Annotated in this window: 19 protein-coding genes; 3 read left to right on the top strand and 16 right to left on the bottom strand. The window is 34.6% G+C overall.

Annotated elements, in window-relative coordinates:
* The 4 genes from ATE49_RS10545 to ATE49_RS10530 form a co-directional block, all read right to left on the bottom strand.
* Positions 1-207 carry a hypothetical protein gene (locus ATE49_RS10545; RefSeq protein WP_065082143.1) on the bottom strand — a complete coding sequence of 69 codons (207 nt, stop codon included), beginning with the start codon at positions 205-207 and terminating at the stop codon, positions 1-3.
* A 301-nt stretch (positions 208-508) separates the two neighbouring features.
* The gene (locus tag ATE49_RS10540; RefSeq protein ID WP_065082142.1) at positions 509-1,183 is read right to left on the bottom strand and encodes a DUF2490 domain-containing protein; all 675 of its coding nucleotides are present in this window, start codon (positions 1,181-1,183) and stop codon (positions 509-511) included.
* Between the two features lie 314 nt (positions 1,184-1,497).
* A complete protein-coding gene (locus ATE49_RS10535; protein ID WP_065082141.1) occupies positions 1,498-2,502 on the bottom strand; it encodes a cytochrome d ubiquinol oxidase subunit II in 1,005 nt (334 codons plus the stop codon).
* Entirely contained in the window at positions 2,499-3,842 is a 1,344-nt protein-coding gene (locus tag ATE49_RS10530; protein WP_065082140.1) for a cytochrome ubiquinol oxidase subunit I, read from the bottom strand. Before ATE49_RS10530 ends, ATE49_RS10535 begins: the two co-directional genes overlap by 4 nt.
* Before the next feature lie 185 nt (positions 3,843-4,027).
* On the opposite strand from ATE49_RS10530, the gene gyrB reads away from it, so the two are divergent.
* Entirely contained in the window at positions 4,028-5,962 is a 1,935-nt protein-coding gene (gyrB, locus tag ATE49_RS10525) for a DNA topoisomerase (ATP-hydrolyzing) subunit B (RefSeq protein WP_059153905.1), read from the top strand.
* A gap of 213 nt (positions 5,963-6,175) precedes the next feature.
* On the opposite strand, the gene ATE49_RS10520 is transcribed toward gyrB, so the two are convergent.
* The 9 genes from ATE49_RS10520 to ATE49_RS10480 all read right to left on the bottom strand — a co-directional run bounded on the left by ATE49_RS10520 (position 6,176) and on the right by ATE49_RS10480 (position 16,983).
* On the bottom strand, positions 6,176-7,399 hold the full coding sequence (locus ATE49_RS10520) for a hypothetical protein (protein ID WP_065082139.1): 1,224 nt from the start codon (positions 7,397-7,399) through the stop codon (positions 6,176-6,178).
* A 197-nt stretch (positions 7,400-7,596) separates the two neighbouring features.
* A complete protein-coding gene (locus ATE49_RS10515; RefSeq protein ID WP_065082138.1) occupies positions 7,597-7,989 on the bottom strand; it encodes a (deoxy)nucleoside triphosphate pyrophosphohydrolase in 393 nt (130 codons plus the stop codon).
* Positions 7,976-8,890: a YDG/SRA domain-containing protein gene (locus ATE49_RS10510; protein WP_221407070.1), complete on the bottom strand. Its 915-nt coding sequence runs from the start codon at positions 8,888-8,890 to the stop codon at positions 7,976-7,978. The genes ATE49_RS10515 and ATE49_RS10510 overlap by 14 nt, the downstream gene beginning before the upstream one ends.
* Before the next feature lie 464 nt (positions 8,891-9,354).
* On the bottom strand, positions 9,355-10,263 hold the full coding sequence (locus tag ATE49_RS10505) for an HNH endonuclease family protein (protein WP_065082136.1): 909 nt from the start codon (positions 10,261-10,263) through the stop codon (positions 9,355-9,357).
* On the bottom strand, positions 10,260-11,975 hold the full coding sequence (locus ATE49_RS10500) for an AAA family ATPase (RefSeq protein WP_065082135.1): 1,716 nt from the start codon (positions 11,973-11,975) through the stop codon (positions 10,260-10,262). The genes ATE49_RS10505 and ATE49_RS10500 overlap by 4 nt, the downstream gene beginning before the upstream one ends.
* Before the next feature lie 11 nt (positions 11,976-11,986).
* On the bottom strand, positions 11,987-14,116 hold the full coding sequence (locus ATE49_RS10495) for an ATP-binding protein (RefSeq protein WP_065082134.1): 2,130 nt from the start codon (positions 14,114-14,116) through the stop codon (positions 11,987-11,989).
* Positions 14,116-15,294: a hypothetical protein gene (locus ATE49_RS10490; protein ID WP_065082133.1), complete on the bottom strand. Its 1,179-nt coding sequence runs from the start codon at positions 15,292-15,294 to the stop codon at positions 14,116-14,118. Before ATE49_RS10490 ends, ATE49_RS10495 begins: the two co-directional genes overlap by 1 nt.
* 2 nt (positions 15,295-15,296) lie before the next feature.
* A complete protein-coding gene (locus ATE49_RS10485) occupies positions 15,297-16,427 on the bottom strand; it encodes a DNA methyltransferase (RefSeq protein WP_065082132.1) in 1,131 nt (376 codons plus the stop codon).
* A gap of 151 nt (positions 16,428-16,578) precedes the next feature.
* A complete protein-coding gene (locus tag ATE49_RS10480) occupies positions 16,579-16,983 on the bottom strand; it encodes a helix-turn-helix domain-containing protein (RefSeq protein WP_065082131.1) in 405 nt (134 codons plus the stop codon).
* A gap of 50 nt (positions 16,984-17,033) precedes the next feature.
* Between ATE49_RS10480 and ATE49_RS20595 the strand changes: the two genes are divergently transcribed.
* Positions 17,034-17,603: a type I toxin-antitoxin system SymE family toxin gene (locus ATE49_RS20595; protein ID WP_260256176.1), complete on the top strand. Its 570-nt coding sequence runs from the start codon at positions 17,034-17,036 to the stop codon at positions 17,601-17,603.
* Between the two features lie 38 nt (positions 17,604-17,641).
* The gene (locus ATE49_RS10470) at positions 17,642-18,010 is read left to right on the top strand and encodes a SymE family type I addiction module toxin (protein ID WP_065082130.1); all 369 of its coding nucleotides are present in this window, start codon (positions 17,642-17,644) and stop codon (positions 18,008-18,010) included.
* A 1,416-nt stretch (positions 18,011-19,426) separates the two neighbouring features.
* Here ATE49_RS10470 and ATE49_RS10465 read toward each other — a convergent pair.
* From ATE49_RS10465 to ATE49_RS10455, 3 genes are read right to left on the bottom strand one after another with little or no spacing between them, the layout of a single operon-like run.
* Entirely contained in the window at positions 19,427-20,080 is a 654-nt protein-coding gene (locus ATE49_RS10465) for a DUF3226 domain-containing protein (RefSeq protein WP_065082129.1), read from the bottom strand.
* Positions 20,064-20,330 carry a hypothetical protein gene (locus ATE49_RS10460; protein WP_065082128.1) on the bottom strand — a complete coding sequence of 89 codons (267 nt, stop codon included), beginning with the start codon at positions 20,328-20,330 and terminating at the stop codon, positions 20,064-20,066. Before ATE49_RS10460 ends, ATE49_RS10465 begins: the two co-directional genes overlap by 17 nt.
* 2 nt (positions 20,331-20,332) lie before the next feature.
* Entirely contained in the window at positions 20,333-22,462 is a 2,130-nt protein-coding gene (locus ATE49_RS10455) for an AAA family ATPase (RefSeq protein WP_065082127.1), read from the bottom strand.
* Positions 22,463-22,668: the final 206 nt, after the last annotated feature.

The following is a 22,668-nucleotide window of genomic DNA, read 5'->3' as shown; positions in this document are numbered from 1 at the left end:
TTAATTCCACCATTCGCCTTCTGGTTCTCCGGTTCCGGCATTTCCGCCATCTTCCCAGGGATCTGCTTTTATACCCTGTCCACCGCCACCTATCTGAACTGTAGAACCTGTAGCGATTCCTTCTTCCATCTGCATGTATATTATTTCTATTACAGGAGGAACATATTCTTTTTTCAGAACTTCTTTTTCCACTTTTTCTTCCATCATTAATTTTAATTTTTCAGGTTAAACATATATATGATTCTGAGTGCGCCCTGCACCAGAATTTATTAAAGTCTATAAAATATGTGGAGTAATTTTGTGTATAATAGAATGTGGTTCTGTACTTTGAAAACAAAATTAGAGAATACACGGGCGCAAGGAAATGACAGGAATCTGTCATTTTAATGATAAATGGTAAATAGAAAATCAAGAAATGTAAAAGAAAATGATTTCTTGAATAATAGCATAAAGAGCCTGACCACAAATGGAATTTGTGATTAAGAATATACGTAATTAGGTTATAGGATTAGCGCATTAAGCCAAAGACATCGTTCAGGTAAAAGCCTATCTGAAACTGATATCGGTCGGTATTGGAAAGCATCTGATTCATCAGTCCGCCTTCAACACGCATTTTATCATTGATGACATAGCCTACAGCTGCGTACAATCTGTTTCTGTCGAAAGCTTCCTTTTTGGCATTGATGAAGATTTCATCGTATACACTGGCATACCATGTATTTTTAACAAGCGAAGTATTATTAAATGGAACTATCACCCCAAGCTGATAACGGAACCTGACCTCAGTTTTTGGCTGGAGGAATCTCTCTTCAATTCTGTAACGGTGATTAAGTTGAACTCTGCCAAATTTCTGCTTAGTAATAAACTGCTGGAATAATCTGTGCTCATCCAGCTGAGTAATGTTTTGGTTTGCATCGTAATTATGAGAATGCACATAGGCGTAACCCAATAAAACATTGTTATTGTTCTCAGAAAGGTTATAGCCAATACCTGTACGTAATAAAAGCTGATTAAGGTCGCCTATAAAGTCATAATTCCGGTACTGGACTTCGTAATGGATATTGAATTTTGGATTTATCTTTTCATTACCAAAAAGCATCAGCCAGTTGCCTACGTCCGATTTTTGTGCTGCCACTAATCCGAAACTTATGCCTGCCAGAAAGGCGAATGTTCTCTTAATCATGTATCAGGTTTTTACAAATATAGATAAAAGCTATTAATAGACCTCATTCGATATAAAATTTCTACATGTAAAGGTTTTATATTTAAGCATTAGGGCAGTAATCATATTTAATATTTCTAATCTTTTTAAGGCACAAATTGCTACGCAATATTTTACAATTTCTGGATTGAAAATCTTTGATTTTCTTGTGTCTTAAAAAAACAAGGTTTATTGATAGAATAATTTGTGTCTTTGTGTTTAAATAAAGTTAAACCCTCAAAGACCATAAGAAGTTAAGGCAATTGAGGGTTCTTTATTGTTCAGAGATTTATCTTTTATTTTTTCATTTTGCTGAAAGAATACATTAAGTAAAACAAAAAGGGTAGAATAAATACGCAGCCCAGCATCAGTGCCCAGCCTAGTGCTTCAAGTGTTTTTTGGGGTGCAGCATATTCCAGTAATGAGATATGATTTCCGTTGCCTAATAATATAATATTAGGATTGTGCTGGTAAGTTGCCGCTACCAATATCATAATGATTTGGAATCCAGCCAAAACCCTTACCGGTATCAGCTTCTTCTGCCGTATACAATAGAATATCAATCCCAATGCAATTGTAGCCAGTGTAATGGCAACAATACCTAATGGCTTAGAAAATACCCACATCATTAAAGGTATACCCGAAATATAAGCGGTAAGAAATACCAATGCACCTGTAATAACTACAAAAAGCATCATTTGCTTAGTCTTCCGGATCATCAGTTGCAATTCTGCTTTATCTCTGGTTTCTCTTAAAGAGAATACTGAAGCCAGATAAGCACATAAGGCTATAGTAAAAAGACCAACAGAAACGCCAAACCAATTGAGCCAGCTAAAGATATAAAGATTCAGGAAGCCTGTCGCATCCGGATTAATAGAGGAGGATACTGTAGCGGCTGCTATAAGCCCCAGAAAGAAAGGAGTGAGCAGGCTGGCGTAGTAAAAGATTTGAGTGTACAAAATCTGCCATTTATCTTCCACAGCATCATAGTGTCTGAAAGTAAAAGCCGTACCACGTGCAATGATTCCCACGAGCATTAATATTAAAGGGATATGCAGGTAAGTAGACATCAAAGCATATATTTTCGGAAAGCCTACAAATAGAACTACAATAGCAATAATAAGCCACATATGATTCGCCTCCCATACCGGAGCAATAGATTCATACATGATTTTTCCGGTTTTATGCCGGGCTTTCTTATTGGTAAATAATTCTACAATTCCGGCTCCGAAATCGGCTCCGCCTAAGATAATATACAGACAGATGGACAGCCATAAAAAGCCTATTACAATGTAAATCATTTTTTCTGTTTTTTATCGTTGAACAATGCATCTGTAGGGTCGTATAATTTGGGTACCATCTTAATCTGCCTTCCGATAAGGAACATCAGGACAACCGATAAGGATATAAATACAAAAGTGAAGAAATAGAATGAATACTGTATGCCCGGCATTGGGGTAACAGCGTCTATTGTTTTCATCACACCATAGATTATCCATGGTTGCCGCCCAACTTCGGTTACTGTCCATCCGGCTTCCAAAGCAATATATCCAAACGGAGTGGCAATAAAGAAAGTTTTCAATAGCCAGTTTTTACTCAGCCATTCTTTTTTAAAGAAGAAAGAATAGAGGTATACAGCACCAATAAACATCATTATAACACCGAAAAAGATCATAATCTGAAAGGCGAAATGAGTCACAGCTATAGGAGGCCATTCGTCCTCAGGAAAAGCTTCCAGACCCTTTACTTCTGCATTAAAATCTCCTTTTGCCAGAAAGCTAAGCACTTTGGGTACTTTCACCGCATATTTTACCGTTCTGTTTTTTACATCCGGAATTCCTCCTAAAACAAAAGAAGCACCTTTTTCGGTTTCGAAATGAGCTTCCATAGCTGCCAGTTTTATAGGTTGTCTCTCTGTAACGGATTTAGCCGCAATATCACCGCTAAACGGTGCGCCAAAAGCACCGATAAGGGCAAACCCAACAGCAATTCTGAAAGCTTTGGTATGAAAGATGACATTTTTCTTTTTCGTAATAAGATAAGCGTGAACACCCGCAACAGCAAAGCCGGTAGCGCAAAAGGCAGCAACAGTCATATGAAATGCTTGTGGAAACCATGCATCGTTAAACATTGCGGCAATAGGATCTATATTTATATATTGTCCGTTTACATAATCGAAACCGGCAGGGCTGTTCATCCATGCATTAGCTGCAACCACCAGAATACCGGAAGCTAATCCGCTTACTCCAACTAAGAAACCGCAAAACCAATGGAACCATTTATTGAATTTGTCCCAGCCATAAAGAAAGAATCCCAAGGCAATAGCCTCTATAAAAAATGCCGTTCCTTCCAATGAGAATGGCATTCCGAAAATAGGACCCGCATGTTCCATAAACTTAGGCCACAAAAGTCCTAATTCAAAAGACAGCATTGTACCGGATACTGCTCCGGTTGCGAATAATATAGCAACACCTTTGCTCCAGGCTTTAGTGAGTCCTTTATAAATCTCATTTCCTGTTTTTAGGTATTTCCAATGTGCATAGGCCATTAAAAAGGGCATTACCATTCCGATACAAGAAAAGATAATATGAAAGCCCAGTGACATGGCCATTTGCGATCGGGCTGCTATAAAATCGTCCATAATATTGATTTTGACGAATTAAAATTAAGTATTATTTCTTCTAAAAGTATATACTTTAACATGATTTTAAACACTGATAAATTCCATACAGGCTATGCTGATAAGGTGTATTTTTATGTGTTGGTTATAGCATATATGTGCCTAAAATTTCGTATATTTGTAGTTATTGAAAAATGTAATTTTGAATGAGTAATAAACAATATACAGCTAGTAGTATTCAGTCGTTAGAGGGGATTGAGCACGTACGTCTTCGTCCTTCCATGTACATCGGTGATGTCGGATCAAGAGGTTTGCACCATTTGGTATATGAAGTTGTAGACAACTCTATTGACGAGGCTTTGGCAGGTTACTGCGATACAATTACTGTAACCATAAAAGAAGGAAATGCTATTGAAGTTAGTGATAACGGTAGAGGTATTCCTGTAGATTTTCACGAAAAAGAGCAAAAATCAGCTCTTGAAGTGGTAATGACCAAGATTGGTGCCGGAGGTAAATTCGACAAGGATTCTTATAAGGTATCTGGAGGTTTACACGGTGTAGGGGTGTCGTGTGTGAACGCACTTTCTACAGATATGATTACGACTGTTTTCAGAGACGGGCATGTTTATCAGCAAAAATATCAAAAAGGACGTGCTGTAGCTGATGTTGAAAAAATAGGAGACAGCGACAGAAAAGGTACTATGCAGTTTTTCCAACCGGATGATACTATCTTTACAGAGCTTGTTTATAACTATGATACTTTAGCTACCCGTCTTCGCGAATTAGCATATCTTAACAGAGGTATTACTATTACTTTAACAGATGAACGTGTAAAGGATGAAAATGGAAACTTTAAAGTAGAAACTTTCCATTCGGAAGGTGGTCTTAAGGAGTTTGTTGAGTTTATCGACGGAAACCGTGAATCTATTATGGAACACGTAATCTTCATGGAAGGGGAGCGTGATGATATTCCGGTAGAAGTAGCAATGCGATATAACACATCATTTAACGAGAATCTTCATTCTTATGTAAACAATATTAATACGCACGAAGGAGGTACGCATTTAGCAGGTTTCCGTAGAGCGTTGACCAGAACTTTGAAGAAATATGCAGATGATCTTGGATTGCCTGCAAAAGAGAAAGTAGAAATTACAGGTGATGACTTCCGTGAAGGACTTACAGCTGTAATCTCTGTAAAAGTTATGGAACCTCAATTTGAAGGACAGACCAAAACGAAATTAGGTAACTCCGAAGTTTCTGGTGCTGTAGACAAGATTGTAGGGGAGATGCTTACTAACTTCCTGGAAGAGAACCCAAATGAAGCGAAAACTATCGTACAGAAGGTTGTTTTAGCGGCAAAAGCTAGACAGGCAGCTAAGAAGGCTCGTGAAATGGTTCAGCGTAAATCTCCAATGGGAGGTTCAGGACTACCAGGAAAACTATCTGACTGTTCTTCCAAAGATCCTGCAGAATCCGAACTATTCCTTGTGGAGGGAGACTCCGCTGGTGGTACTGCAAAACAAGGTAGAGATCGTTTGTTCCAGGCTATTTTACCATTAAGAGGTAAGATCCTGAACGTAGAGAAATCTATGTTGCACAAGGTATATGATAATGATGAGATTAAGAATATCTATACAGCTTTAGGAGTAAGTGTTGGTACTGAAGAAGACAGCAAGGCACTAAACCTTACAAAACTTAGATATCATAAAATCGTTATTATGACCGATGCCGATGTGGATGGTTCTCACATTTCCACATTGATTCTTACATTCTTCTTCAGATATATGAAGGAGCTTATTGAAAATGGTTATGTATACATCGCTTCTCCGCCATTATATTTGGTGAAGAAAGGTAACAAGAAAGTATATGCATGGAACGAGAAAGAGCGTGAAGAGCTTACTCAGGAATTATCCAAAGATGGTAAAGGAGTAGAGATCCAGCGTTACAAAGGTCTTGGGGAAATGAACCCTGAACAGCTTTGGGAGACAACTCTGAATCCTGAACACCGTACACTAAAGCAGGTTACTATTGATAATGCTGTAGAGGCTGATAATGTATTCTCCATGTTAATGGGTGACGAGGTTCCGCCACGTAGAGATTTTATCGAGAAGAATGCTGTTTATGCTAAAATCGATGCTTAATTAAGCATTTAGAATAAAGTAAAAAGACCGGAAGAAATTCCGGTCTTTTTTATGTTTACATTTTTAATCAATTATTCCTCTTCACTAAGAAGATTGCTTACATTGTCCCAGTTCTCATCATATATTTCACAATTAAAATTAACCAGTCTGTTCCCGTCTGATTCTATTTCATTTAGCTTCTGAATTTACTTGCTTTGGAAATCGGATAATAAGCTATTCTTTATAGTATTTAGCTTTTACTGCCGGATCATCAAACACAACAGTATTATTTTTGGAATAAAAAGATAGATCAAGACTTTTAGTCCATTTTAGCGTTATCTGATATCTAAAGTCTACGAAATTACCTTCTGAATAGAATTTAAACGAACATCCATATGCATGACTATTGCCAAAGTTCATACCATAACCATTGTTGGTAGTAAAATCCATTCCTATAAAATTTAAAGCTGTTCCACCTTTAATAAAAAAGCCACCTTTGCCTGAATAATCATCGGCTTTAGTTATAGCTACTAAATTTCCTTTCTCAATTTTATAACCATTAGAAGAAGCTCCGCCACGTTCAAATATAACAGCATTTACTTGATTATTTTGATCACCTATAAAATCAAAACCTTTATCTATATTAGCATTACTGGAAACTTCCTGGAATTTTAAAGAATTAATATGTCCGGAAGTGTGTTTTACTCCTGTCATGAAATTACCCATATAAATATTTGTAAAAGTAGATCCAATCAAAGTTCCGGCAGAAGAAAAGTTAAAATTAATACCATACCTTGAATAATTTTTCAGATCTCCTGAACCTAGTAAAGTAAGATTATCTAGATTTACCAATTCAACATTTCCTTTTGTTGTATTAGTCTTTCCATCGCCATCAACAAACTGAATCAAATCATTTGAATTTATAGATTTTAACGTCGACCGGCTTAGCCAGCTTCTTGCCTCGGCACTATTATCAACACCTCTTAAAGTAATACGTGAACGTTTTATAACGATAGGCAAATCAAAATTATACTTACCGTTAAATACAATTGTACTGCCTGTGGGTAGTACATCTAATAATTTTGACACTATATACCATTCGGCGGAATTATTCAAAGTGGCATTTGCATTATATTTTTTTACTTCATTAAGAGTGACAGTTGGGAAAGCTTGACTTATTTTCACAAAATTATCCTTTCCAAGTAATAAAGAATAATCATTTATATATGCGTTTTTTTCTTTTATAAAATTAGTATCCACATAATAAATCCCTGATTTTTTCCTGTAATAAATGCCATCAACCTTGGAATCATTCATTACAGAACCATCAGCCCATTTATCTATTTGACGAAAGTTTACAATTTCTTTAGTATTATTATTTGTTAATTGGATAACTTCCTGTGCCTGCGTATATAATGTTCCTGATATAAAAGATATTACTAAAATTATTTTTTTCATGATATAAAGTTAATAATTCTATTGATGAAGACATGCAATTATTCTAACCTTTAATTCTACGGAGCATTATGTTAAATAGGTTTGGTATTTAATTTTTTAGAGCAGGGGAAAAGGGGAATTTTATTTTCGCTCTTTATTCAACCGAAAAAAGGGGCAGAGTAGAGGAAAAAATATAACCGAATAAAGATTAGTATTTCTTACACATCCATAGAACACAAAACATCAGCAATAGGAATATCAGCCGGAGCCAATTTCCAATTAAGGAGTTCAGATTTATCAACCCATTCATACTCGTCATGATCGGTGAGTACACAAACCCACTGTTCCGACCTACATATATAAGCAATAAGTTCAATCGTAAATGCATCATAATCGTGGACAACGGACTTGAAATACCTTTCTATTTCAACCCTTATTCCGAGTTCCTCTTGCAACTCCCGATATAAAGATTCCTCTTCCGTTTCACCAACTTCAATTTTTCCACCTGGAAACTCCCAATAACCACCCAATGATTTTTCAGGCTTACGCCTACAAAGCAAAATTCGTCCTTCGTTGAATATAACACCGCAAACAACCCTAATCGTACCCATGACTTTTCCTGTGATATTGCAAGTTTAATTTATTCAGAATATGCGTTTCGTGTACTATTAACTCACCCCTTGCAGCACCAACCAATTTCAAATCATCCGTAATAGAAAACGTCCCTTTGTCAAACATCACATGATGATTCGGACACAGGCAAATCAAATTATCGCTGCTATCATCCCCATCATGAGGCCTGCCCAAAGGCTTTATATGTGCACCCTCTGCATAGCCACCCGATTTCGTAGGGATAGTCTCTCCACATACCTGACATTCATAATTATACAACTTCTTCACATCATGAGCAATCCTGGTATCCCTCACAATTCGTAAAACCGTACTTTCCTTTCGTTCCGTAGGTTTATTAGAATACTTTAATTCAATCCTTTCCGGAGTATTTCTCTCAGGATTTTGCCCACTATATTCCAGCCGAACCCTACAAATTATAAAACCACTCTTTCCTGTTTCCTCCCAGGCATCTACCACACTATATAAACCAGCATAAGTATAACCCGTTTTCGGCGAAAATTCAGATCGATGCTTATAACCCCGAATCACCCTAACAGGCAAACCCCGATCCATACTGATAAGCAAACCCTTATTATCACTCTTATCCCAACTCTGATCCTCAATTTGTTTTCCCTTCCCATCATTGCCACCAGCTCCCGTATATATAATCTCATCTCCAGAATCCAAATCATCCTCATATCCGCCAGAAATCACAATAGCAGCAACACCATCTTTAGCATTGCCGTCAATACCTTTTGCCCAGTTTCTATGAAAACTCGAAGGCATCATTTCTTTTCTATCATTAAAAATATGGCCTTCTTCAATCCCTTCTATTTCTCCAAATACAATTGGTCGAGTCATACAATCCTTAGTAACTAATTTCAGTGTACTAAGATACATTTAAATCAATAATATGTTTATATTATTGTTAATACTGTTTACATCAACCATTATAATATTTATTCAACTAAATATAAACGTATTAAAATACTGAAGCGACGAAATAATAAAAACCACTGATTTATAGACATAAAACCGCCAGAACAGCACTAAAAATCAACAAATAATAAGCACCGCCGATATATTTAAGAAAACCTTAAAAAAGCAAAATATAAAACGCTGGCCGATTCGCCTAAACCATGTATAAACCCTTCTTTATGTACAAAGGATAACAGCAGCATCCTTTTACAGAAAATGTCGACTTTTTAAAAAGATTTTCCTTTGGGCGTGACCCTACGGGTCGGGCTATCCACTACAAGTCCTCGCTCGTACCTCACTGTGGGCTTTCGCTGCTATCCCTCACGCAAACCCGTCATAAAATAGAGTAGGGAACAAATAAATATATTGTTTTAGTTTATAATAAATTAAGAAATATATGCTCTAAAAGCAGCTAATACGATAGCTCTGGTTCTATCTGGTAAAAATGGAAGCACTATTTTTTCAAAATTTTGATCTGATGCAACAATATATTTACAAAGATAGGTATGACTTCTATTTTCCTGTTGGCTAAATTGGTATAATAAATCTATGTGTTCATTAATACGATCTGCTAATTGATTATCATTAATGTCTCCATTTTCTAGCTTAACAAAAAGCCCACTTATAGCATCTTTAAAATAATTAATAACTCGTTCTACACGATCCAATTTTATCTCAAGACGATTCAGCAAACAAATTCGGATAGTAGCATTTCCTCTACCTTCATCATCAATACCATTAATTCTAATTCCTTCACCATCTGGATCTATTTCAAATTCAAAATAATCCTCCGGATGATCTACTTCTGGATGTAACAAGTAAGGTCTTTCATTAAGTAACGGGTCAACTCCGGCTTTAGACAAAGCAAGATTTATATTTCCATCAGCCAATAACACTGGAGCTAGTACTCTAGGACCAATCACTGGAAATTTGTTGTGTTTTGCACCCTCTCTGTTACACGTTATGCAAGAAGGTATAAGATTTGTCCATTCGTAGCAAAGCCAATAATATCCAGGATGCAAACCGTCTTCATTTACACCTTTTTTTGGTCTATAATGTTCAATATCTGCCTTGCAGATTCTTTCACAATAAGCACATTTATTATGGTATGCTATTGAGAGATGATCTTCAACTCTTGATCTCTTTCCATCAGGGTGATCGTATGCTTCTCTATAAATAGTATCCGTAATTAAATCTTTATTACGAGTGTTTGTTATTTTTAGCAAAGCTTGGTATGTTTCGTCTGATGCTAATCGAGCAGTTTTATCTTCTTCTCTTTTTATTACAAATCTCATTGTCTTCTGGATTTAAATAAATCAATCAATTGCTGCTCTTTTTCATCAGTAAGAAAAGAGGATATTCGCTTTTGAACAATATCATTAAATTCTATTTCTGAATAATTTGTCTCAGTTCTTACTAATTTCTTTTGATCATGACTTTCTGGTATAATATCGTCTAACCCAAAAATTGGTGACGTTAGTATTGTATTTGGTAAAAGATCTCCTAACTCTAATAATTCATCTAATCTTCTTATTTTGACTCCTTCAGCAGAGTTTCTTTCTACTCTAAATATTTGACTATTTTTAGGTGCTCCTAAGAAAGAAATTGGACTATGTGTAGACGCAATAAATTGAACTTTTGGAAATGTCTTACTGAGTTGCTGGACGATTTGCTTCTGTAATTTTGGGTGTAGATGTATGTCGATTTCATCAATTAAAACAATTCCTGTAAACTCAGACGGATCATTGACATCTGGTTGTTGATTATATAATCTGATTAAGATATCACCTATCATAGCAATCATACTTTTTAGTCCTGATGCTAATTTATTGAAGGTTACTTTCGCAAATTCTGCATTTTCATGGTCTTTTTCAATATATGTAGTTACTGAGACACCGTCGATTTGATCATCGAATTTAATATCATATAGATTTGGTAATATGTCGGTAAGAATCTCAGTTATATAATTTTCCCGTTTGTCAAATCGAATGCGTTGCTGACTGCGCCAAATATCAAACTGATATTGTAAATCAATCAGATGTGTTTCATCATTAAATAGTGATGATGTTAATTCTGTGGAAATAAATTCTAAGTTTTTTGAGTCTAATCCATGAGTGGTCTTGAGTCTGGATTGTCCATAGGCTGCAAAACCATTAGTTAATGGAAAAGTATCGTTTTCTAAGGTTTGGTTATATGGATATAAGTAAGTAATTGTATCAGATGAGGACAAGAATAATTTTAGGCTAATTTCAGCATTTTCATCTTCAAATCCACTTACTTGTATTTTTTGATTACAGATTGCGGTAGCGATAGCCCTAAGGATAGATGTTTTACCAGTACCATTTTCTCCTGTGAAAAATATCCATTGAGATGAAAAAGGGATTTCATTTATTTGAAGATTCTTAATGGGGCCATAATTAACAATTTCTATCTCACTTATTTTTATAGGTTTTTGAGTTTCAATTGAATTTTCTATAAGGATATCCTCTCTATATCTATCAATTTTTTCTTTTTGCCCTTCAAAGTCTGCAGCTTCTATAAAAAATATACCATTCTTAATTATAGGGAAGAAAGACTTTGCATTTTCTGTTACTATATTGTCAATTATAACTTTATCTGTCTTTATGAAATTTTCTAAACTATCAAGATAATTTCCTTGATAGTTTTTTTGATATCTTATTCCACTTGACCGAAGTCCTAATTTATTTACAAAATATTGAGTTATAAATCGTCTTTTTTCATCAGAATCGGAAGTATTAATTTCAAGAGAAGAATTTCCTGACTCTAGATTAATTATAAAAATGATATTAGGCGTTTTGTTTTTCCAATCCATTCCTGTCCAAAATGAAACTGCTAAATACAGTTCATTACCATAAAACCAATAACCTTTATCTAAACTACTTCCTCTATTACTTTTGCGAAAAGTGAATCGAAAAGAAGGATCTTTTTGCCAATGCTTAATGAGCAAATTATATACTTCGTTCTGTACTGTATTTACGTTTAGCATAGCAGATTAATTTATTTCATTATTATATATGATACTAATTTGTTTGCTTCACTTTTACTAGGTCTTCTCTCCGTACCCCACTTATTGGTTCCTATATTTTCATTCAGAAAGCGACTAACACATTGCTGGGCCAAATCGTCTCTGTCTACTATGTTATTCGGAAGTCCTTCAAGTATTTTTGATTTTAACCACATCCAATGAACATCATTATTTTTCAATTTTTTTAAAAAATCATTATCTGCATTAATCTTTTTAAAGGCACTAATAATAAACATTTCTATAGTATCTTCTTGTGATTCATCCGGATTATAACCTTTTTCATCGTCTATTTTAATCTCTACTGTTCCCACTTCATTTCTAACTTCTTCAAGTTTTTTATCAAATTTTTCTCGAAGAATAATGCTAAATGTATTCCCAGCAGGCTTATTATATTTTATATCTTTTACTTTAAATAATTTTTCAAAACTTAAAACTCTTAAAGAAATAGGGTATGGTTTGCCCCCGGAGCTACTCCAGAATATTCCGTTTCCGGGAATAGGTTCATTTAATAAGGAGCTTAATAAGTCATTACTGAAATGGGCATTGGCCTTACGCAGTGCTCCTAAATCTACAGCAGAAAGTAAATGAAAGATAAACCAATTATCTCCCTGACTTAATATTTCATCTGATATACTTCCTGGTTGCTGTGTAATTAAAACGGTTCCCAAGCCAAACTTTCTTCCTTCTTTTACCCATGCAATATAGGGGCTATCTGCTCCACCTGAATTTCCTAATACAGATTGAGCTTCTTCTATGACAGCTATTGTGGGAATACTATCTGGTTCTGCCTTTGTAAATTCTGTCTGATTGTGTTCAAATATTTGTTGGAGAATGATGCCTGAAAGTATAAGTCCATTGGCTCCACGCATCTGCGATATATCTACCACACATAGTTTACCATTGCGAAGTGAGTCAAAAAGTTTATCTAACATTTGGCTACTAGGGTCATGAATGAGCCTAATAATGGTTGTAATATTAGACCGAATAGCAAATATCTCAGCATCTTGTCTATCATTAGTTCGATCTCCTAGTATAATCTCTCTTAGATCTTCAATAGGAGTAGTATTTCCGTGAACATGTACTAGATCGATTAATTTTCTCCAATTAGCAGCATTGAGTCCCTTTAGTTTTTGAACATTTTGTTGACTCTGCCTTTCAGGAGGAAGGGCTATTGATATTATTTCTGCAGGTCTTAATCTTCTTATATCAAGACGAATAGTTCCAGCAACAAAAGATTGATAAAATGGACTAGTAGATTCTCTGTTTGTAAATACTACTACTTTGTCTTCTAAATGTGGTACATCGCATAATCCGGGTCTACCACTATCATCAGGCCAAAAGTATTCTCCATCAGGATCAAATATAATTGTGCCAACAGGGGATTGTTTTCCTTGTTTCTTTGTGATGAATGGAGGTTTTTCGTAAAGATTGCTAAAGAGAAGTTTTACCAAATTGGATTTTCCAAAACCTGCTCTTGCAAATACAAATGACCTTCTGGATACTAACTGTTCGATCTTAAATTTAGTTATTACTTCCGGGGATTTTGGAACCATCCATGACTCTAACACAGCGTGTGTATCTCTTTTACTTCCATTATATACAAATTCTCCATAAGCTAAGTATCCAAAAGCTGGTGCTGGTTCACCACCTTCGCCAACAATATTATGTCCAGCCACTTCTTGTAGGATGTCATCCGATAAGAAAGCTACTTTACTCCCTACATGTGGTAATCTTCTATGAGAAGGGGCAAAATCTATATTTTTTCCATTGACTCGTATAACTCCAAGGACCCGAATATCAACTTTATACTTTAAATAGCCTTCTCTCAGATCTTCCGATACTTCTCTTCCTTCAGAAATAGCTCTTATTGCATAATCTTCACCCGCTGTGCCTGCTAATTTACCTAATGCTGAAACAGAAGTGATTCGACCAAGAACAGCTTCATTATCACCTTCTAATGCTACTATTAAAAACTGCCCATGCATGGGTATGTTTTGGAATATGTTATCATATTTTAGAACAATGTCAGCGTGAAACTCTAGCCCACCATCACTGAATCCTTTAAAGATTCCAACTATTTTATCTTCTGGAAATAATGTCATTATTGTCTATTTGTTATTGATGAGTTACCTAAAGTTTGGTAATCTATTATGTCTTTTTTTTCTTCCGGTAAAAGATTTTTAATTGCCTTCACTACTTCATCCTGAAGGATATCCAAATCAAAATCGATAACCTGTGCATACTCTAAAGCTCTTTGTAGGCATGAGGGATAATGAGGTGTTGGGAATCCGTCTAATGTATCCATATATAAATATCCAAATATTTCGGCATCAGTAGAAGTTTGAGAGTTCAGAAGGTCTATTGCCCAAACCGGATCGCCATTTTTTTTACCAAAGCGAACTAAATATAGCTCTCCCATTGAGTATTTATTTACTTCTCGATCTACTTCTTCTTCCTCTCCATCAACTCGTTTCATGTATTCTTTCCACACATAGGATTTTTTTTCCATCTCTTCGGGAACTTTAGCATATCTCGGTTCTCCTGATGGAAAAATGTTTTCTATTTGCATTGCCAATGAATATCTAGATAATACCTGACTATGTTTTGCTAAACCAACAAAGAAAATTTTAATCCTTTTTTGTTTATACGTATTTTCGATTGCGGCATTAATCTTTTTCATCATTTCTATAAAAAGAGGCCTTTTATTTGCTGCATCATATTTGAATATTTTGCTCCTTAAAAGCCCGTCTTTTACAACTACTGTATTGCTTGCAAAACCCTCGTAGCAAATTTTATGATATAATACAGCCCATTCACATAAATCTCTATATGTTAATACCCATGATTTTGAAATTTCCGTTGGATTTTCTCTCATTTTTTTTCCTGTAGGAATCATAGGACTCAACTCATTTAAAGTTTTACAATCCAGATCTTTCATTAGTATACCTAAAAGGGTTTGAGGGTTCCCTAAATCATCGAATTGTCTTTGACTTAATATATCGGTATCTGTTGTTGGCGTAACAACATCTAAACATAGGTTATTCCCATATGAATCTACAACTCTGATTATTTGGAAATAAAAAGGATTGTAAATTAATTTATTATTAGTGCCATCAGTTGCAACTAAAGAAAATGTGGTTATATTACGTGATTTAATTACACGCACATTTGGTTTCATTAAATTTGCTTCAGCCCGGAGATCTTCCAATAAATTTTTATCGACTATCGCACATTCTTGGATGGCTCTTTTGATTTGCGGTATTTCTTCAGGATCAAACATTCTTAAATATTTAAAGTAGCATATACATCTATCTCTTCTACATAATTGCCTGTAGTTCCTTTAAATTGATTTGCTTGTCGATTAGCCGATTTTGGTTCACCTGCAGAACGTATAGAACTAATTTTCCAGCCACAATCAGCTATTTCTAAAGATTCTTTTATTAATTCGCGTGGAGTCTTTTTTGATTTACTTGGTAATGCTCCGAAACGAATTATTAGTTTAGCGTCAGGTATACATTTAGGCGCTGTATTAGCCCAAACTTTAGCTAAATCATTCACAAATACTGATTCAGAACCATGTTTTAGTTGTGCCTGATTAGTATAGTCCACTTGACTACTTCCCCCTAAGAACCAATTTCTTAGCCATTGGTCTTGTTCATAGGTTGACATGCCATAGTAGGGTGGAGAAGTAATTACTCTGGTTATTTTATTTTCAAATGTATTTGTTAGTGATCTACTATCTCCTAATAAAATAGCACCATCAACTTTCTTTAGTTGATGTTCATTAAATATATATTTGGATCTTCTTTCAACAAGATCTAATAAATTAACTTCCGAAGGCATGAGCATATTTTTTCTCCAATACTGAATAGAATAATTTGGCTTGGTAGAGAATGTACGCGGCATTTGATTAGATAAATATGAAGGTTGGGTTTTCATTTTCGGACCATGTAAAATACCTAGAATTAAAGCTCTTAGCGAAATATCTATATCATCCAATAATTCTTCATTAATGAAGTAATTTCTCAATTTACATATATTAATAAGGGTATTTGGGTGATAGGCCAACTCCCAAAATTCTCCCTGTGGAATATCTATAGGGTCGTGTTCTTCAAGAATATCAACACATCTTGAATAAATTTGATTTTGATCTACATGCTGTAATTTTGATTGTGCAACCGCATGGGCTATTGGGTTACTATCAATTCCATAAGAATTCAATCCCAATAATCGAGCAGCAAAATTTGTAGTTCCCCGTCCACAAAATGGATCATAAACGACATCTGTTTTTTTTGTCTTTTGTAAAACGCGATATGGAAAAGACAAAGGAAACATTGTAAAATAAGGACAAATCGTATTTAGTCTTAATTTAGGGTTTAATTTATTGTTTATAATTGCTTTACTCTTTGACATTCTTATTATACTTATTGTGTGTAATTTTTTTATTCAAAACATGCAAATTTACACGATTTTGAAGAGTGTAAAATTTTACGATACTAATGCAGGGTATTAACCCAAATTACAAAATTTTCTTTAACTAATTGTGTCATAAATCATAAGAAGTCTATTTCCCCTCAATCAACCTCTCCAACTTATCAATCATATCTTGCTGTTGCTTAAGCATACGTTCGTAAAGCTCAACCATTTTATCAACGGGATTGAAAGCGAAAGTAGGGTAATAGTTATAACCATTTGACTGGTCATTGAATGTGTTGGAGATAATATTTACCGCCTGTTCCTCGTCAAAATTCTCAATAGCTTCGGTAGGCACTTTCAGGATTTTAGCCACTTGTTCTAAAATATCCTTTTCTACGGACTCTTTTTGTTCCAGGAGAGAGATTTTCTTTTGGTTCCAGTCTTCACCCAATTCGTAGGCTAGGGCATCCTGCTTGATGCCGAGCATTTCACGGAAACGCTTTATGTTTCGACCTTGGTGTATTTTCTTGTTTGGCATATCGGTATGTATCATAAATCTCAAATATACTGTTTTTAGTTAAAATAATTAACAACTATTGGCAAATGAAGTTTCTAAATTATGCTTTTTTCGGAATAAAACATCCTGAAACGGAATTGATTATCCCGCAAACCTTCCCTTACTTCACAACATCATTGCACAATGACATAAAAAACACTGACGGAAACAAATATAAACCAATCCAAATACGCCAAATTACGGGAAACCGTATTTATTCAATATCCACCATAAAAACACACCAAATTATGTGCAACGTAAGATTTTTAACAGAAGAGGAAGAAAACCAAATCGTATTGGACACCCGTTACATCACCGTAAATCGCATCCCCATAAAAGGACATTACAACCCGCACGAATGCTGCTCCAAAGTCCAGCTACAGGGCAGATGGATTGACAAATGCGGATTCAAACCAAACGACAAACTCACAGTAAGTGTCTACCGCAACAGGCTCGTCATAGAAAAGCAAAAACCCAATACAATAAACCCTAAAATACTGGCACGTGAGCAGAAAGCCAATGAGAAATATGTTCGGGAGCGAGTCCGCCAATTGGTAAGTCCACACATATTCAAACAACTAAGCTTCAAAAACGGAGAAATTAAATGGATTAAATAATTTCCCTACACTATAATAACTCCCATAAAACACGATGTATGAGCACAAAAAACACTTTAGAAAGCAAGGGCGAGAACAAACAAGAACTCTTGGAAGTACGCCGTCTCACGGTATCAGCCGTATACATGAATGAAGGTTACCACAAAAACGACTATGCATCCAGAATAATGCTTCTTGGCAAATGGGTTCGCAAATGCGGATTTGAAGCCGAAGACAAGCTCACGGTATGGATATACAAGGGTAGGATAGTGGTCGAAAAAGAAGATCCCAACACGATAGACACCAAGCTCTTAGCCCGAATCCAAAACGAAAGCTCCCGACTATTACGCAAGAAAATCAAAGAAATGGTACATCCCGAAGTATTCGAACAACTACGGTTTGTAAACGGAGAAATAAAGGTAAAATAACGAAATTACATTATACTTAAATATATGTAAGCGTCTGATATGATACAAAATACAAACATTATATGAAGCAGAATTTCTCTACATTATGTTAAATAGAAACATGGTTGAAGCACACTCTCTGGCATTGATGAATGAGCGTTAACAAATGCACAGCATTCATGAACTCCTTTAAAAACATATAAAAAACCGTGAATAAAACGGACGTAGCGAAGCGTTAAAAAATGTAAACTGTTTGAGCATAAGCCAAAGGTTTACGAGCGTAGCTCAGAGTTTTTACATTTTAGCGTAGCGTAGTCGGTTTTTAGCGAATTGCGGAGCAATCACGAACACCAAATAAAAAGTAAATAAACCGTGAGTAATGCATCATAGCCTTGATTTTTTGGTCCTTTTGCATCAAGGCAAAAGAACAGATAATTAACGTGTGAGCGCCAGCATAGAAAAATGCCTAAAAAAAGCCGACAGGCACATTGGCATTTTTTGTATGCCAGCGAACTCCACGAAACGTAAGTTCGATGGGACCTCTGAAAAAATTATAAACGCCGAATCAAAATAAGATTTCTCTTTCCGAGCGTTGGCAAAAAAAATTAAATCGGCAGGACGAGCGTCGGGAAATTGTGCAGCAAAAATTCAATGTGTAAATTTATTTCCAGACACATTTAATTTTTTGCAAACATGAGCGTTGGCCGAGCGGCTATTTCCGGAGGCTCCGAACATAATGACTAATTATAGGTCTAAATGCTTTGAAGCACACAATATCTTGTGATGCAGACTCGTAACTATTTTACATAATATCATTATAGGGCAACCGAGCTTGCGAGGACTATTTTGACCTATAATGTACGGAGCATTATGTTAAATAGCTTTGGTATTTAATTTTTTTAGAGCAGGGGAAAAGGGGAATTTTATTTTCACTCTTTAACCAATAAACCTCCATATAACCGACTCACTTCCTCGTTAAACACCACTCCGCGTGAGGGATAGCAGCGGCATCCTTTTGAGAGTTTACGAACAAAAGATAAAGCGCATAGCCCGACCCCTGACCAACCAATAAACAACCGAAAAAAGGGCAGGGGACACGCCCTAACAATCCTCAATGTGCCTGAAATCCCGAATGTGATAAATAAACAAAATGTGCCTCACAAAATAATGTAGAGAAAGCCTATAGATGTGAGTAGCACGATGAGTGGCGCAAGCCACAAAGACTGCAACTTTTAAAAAGATTTTCCTTTGGGCGTGACCCTACGGGTCGGGCTATCCGCTACAAGTCCTTGCTCGTGCCTCGCTGTGGGCTTTTCGCTGCTATCCCTCACGCAAACCAGTCATAAAATAGAGTGGGGAATATAACCGAATGGAGGAGGCTGTATATAGATGTGAGTAGCAATATTAACGACTAAGCTGTTAATTGTATTTTACTCATTAATGACTTATAAAATCATTAAGAAAATCTAAAATTTCTTGACATTTTGGATTTCCTTCTATTTTGCCTAATGTTAAATAGTCAGTAAATCCAATACAAACTGTATTTGCTCCCCCAGATTGTTGTAATTGTCCTACAGTGCCTATTACAGATTTTGTTCTGTCATAGGCATATTTATCTTTTGTTCTATTACTTCTTGTTTCGGTCACACCTGTAGCATCAGATCTTAATTTTAATGGAAATAGCCTGCTCTCATCATGGTTGTCATCGAGAAATTTATTTGCATTTTCAAATATTTCTGCATTATCTTCAGTCATTACAGGAAGTAAAATATCTTCTAATTTTCCAGTGTTATTGTCATGCCCAGAAAATATATAACAACCAAGTTTCATACCTTCGTATTCACCAAAGCTACTATTTGTCAAAAAATCTGTATTAGGAATTGAATTAACTACTTGTTTTAATTCAGCTTTAATTGCATTTATTCTATTATTTACTCCATTATCATCAGCGTCAAAAAAATATATTATTCCAAATGTAACATCATGAGTTTCTCTCCCTTGTTTAATTTCACCAGGTAATACAATTGTTGCCTTAATTTTTTCTAAAAAATCTTTTCTTTTTGCTTTTTTACCATCACCCCCCCATAACATAGAGAAGAATATGAACATTTTCTTTTATTAAAGTATAGGCAGGTAGTAAACTCTGTCGAACCTCTTGAATGTTTAAACCCTCAACATCTGTCTTGCTTGCTTCATTAATAAGTATCCCATTTAGAGGTTTTGGATATTCATCTAATTTGCTTTTGTCATTACTTGTAAAACCTTTAGTTTTAATTATTTTATTCAAAAACGCAACATCATGAGGTCCTTCACAAAGTGCAATAATGATTTGTGTACTCATAATTATCTGATGTCAATGTTTATTGTTTCTACTAATTGTTTTAGCTTATTACCACTTAAGAAATTACATTCAATTTTTCCATTATCTCCCATTTCTAATGCAAATGCTGTTAATTCATCATCAGGATAATCATTTTCAACAAATGCATCAATACACTCTTTACTATGAGTTGTCAAGAAAACTTGTACATTAAACTTGTCTGCTAATTCTTGTATAAAACTTGTAAACTTAATAAGCAAGTTCTTATGAATGGCACTATCAATTTCATCAATACAAATAATACCATTACGACTATAGACCATTAATAAGGTGATTTCAAAAATACGCTGTAAACCTTCACCATATTTAGTAATGTCTATTGCATTACTTAGAGAGGATGATGTAACCATGAAATGACTTTCATTACTTATACTCACCAATTCTATTTTTTCAATACTAGAATCTAAATTCTTTTTAATAAAATCAATTATTTCATCGAAATATTTTTCTTCTACAGCAAAGGCATGTGCTTTTCTTAACAATGCACTATTATATCTAAAAGGGCTTGTAAAAGTAGCAGGACACAAAATAGATGTGGTTGAAAATTTGAACTGCGAATCTTTATTGCTGAATAAATGTAGTTGACTTGAGAATTGTTTATTTTCAACAGTAGCCTCTGCTAAAATAGTTTTTATGTAGCCCGATTTATCTATATCGTCATCTGTTTCTTCAGAAGAAATATGAATCATGCTTGGCTTTAGATTGAATTCTGCTTCTATCTCAATATCTTCGTTGAAATTTCTATCAACCCACAAAGGATTTATATTCGCATTAAATTTTCCTCTCAACTTTTCTAATTCCAAAAAAGCATATAAATCATTTAATTGACTTGCTAAATAAAATGATTCTAATATAGAAGTCTTCCCCATATTATTATCACCAACGAAAATATTTACTTTTGTTAAATGTTTAATACTTAGGTTGTTTAATTTTCTATATTGCTTTATATTTGAAGTCGTAAAATGTTTTTTTATTGTTGGAAAGTATGTATTTGATGATTGAATACCAATAGCAACATCGGCACGATTAATTGGCAGTAATTTTTCTAATTTTGCTTTCAGATTTTCAACTTCTTCGTAATCCTTTTCATTTAGATATTCACTGAAATTAAAAGCAACCTGAACTTCACCTTTTATATTTTGCAAGGCATTTTTTAAACGATTCTCTCCAATCGCTTCACTATAAGTATACCCTTCAGTAATACTCCTGCTTTCTTCCATTTTCTTTACGGCGGCAGGGTCATTTATAAATTCTGCTACTTCTTTTATTTGCCTATATTGAGTAATTATCGGTTCTCTTTTAATAATTCTTTCAATACCATCTTCATCTTCTTCGGTTTCTTCTGTTTCAGAAATCCACACAAAAAATTTTTCAAGATTAGAATGATTATTAGCTTTATATTGAGTATCATCCCAACTAAGCCAATCTTTCATAATAGTACTACCAACTACTGTTTCAAAAATGGTATATTTATTAGTTTCAAATTGGTCAGCATAATCACTATCTTTATATTGTTGTATTAAAGAAATTGTTCTACGGCTTCTTCTTAATTTGTATATTGAGATACCTAATGATTCGCATACTTCATTTTCGGTTTTGCCATGTTTTTCAATAAGATCATTAATCAATGTTGCTTCATTTACAGCACTCCACCTTTTTTTTCCACTAATATGATGCAGTCCCATTGTTATTAAATGATTAACAGGGTCTTCTCCAATAATCTCAACTAGTTTGATACTCTTGAAATCGGATTCTGTTAATTTTCCTACATCATTTCCCGCTTTAAATTCTTCCCATAAATATTTAAGTGTAGCAGTTCTTCTATTACCTTCTAAAATTAGATATTTATCACCTACAGCTTTTACTTGAATTTGTTCAATATCAAGAAATCCATTGGACTTAAAACTACTTATAAGATCTTTTATATTATCCTGATTTTTACCCCAAATAAAATTAAGAGTCCTTAATTGAATGCGAGAATCTGTAATTTGGTCATCAGGAACAAATTTATAATCACGCCTATCTATAAACCGATAATTATTTGGGTCTAAAATTAATCTGTCAATATGTCTTGTAATCGGCTTTGTTTCCATACTTTAAATTATTAACACTATATATTATATAGATGTTTTTCTATATGTGGTTCTATGAATTTGCTATACAACTTGATTTTTCTATAGCTTTTTAGTATTTGTGTGATTTGTTAGGTACTGTCAAATATACAAAATAATAAGAAAAATTACTTATTTGATAGTATACCATCAAGATGAATTTATACTAGTTATAAATGGGAGTACTA

Origin of the sequence: Elizabethkingia miricola (assembly GCF_001675285.1) — a bacterium.
Taxonomy (GTDB): domain Bacteria; phylum Bacteroidota; class Bacteroidia; order Flavobacteriales; family Weeksellaceae; genus Elizabethkingia; species Elizabethkingia miricola.
This window is presented reverse-complemented; position numbering and strand designations above follow the sequence as displayed.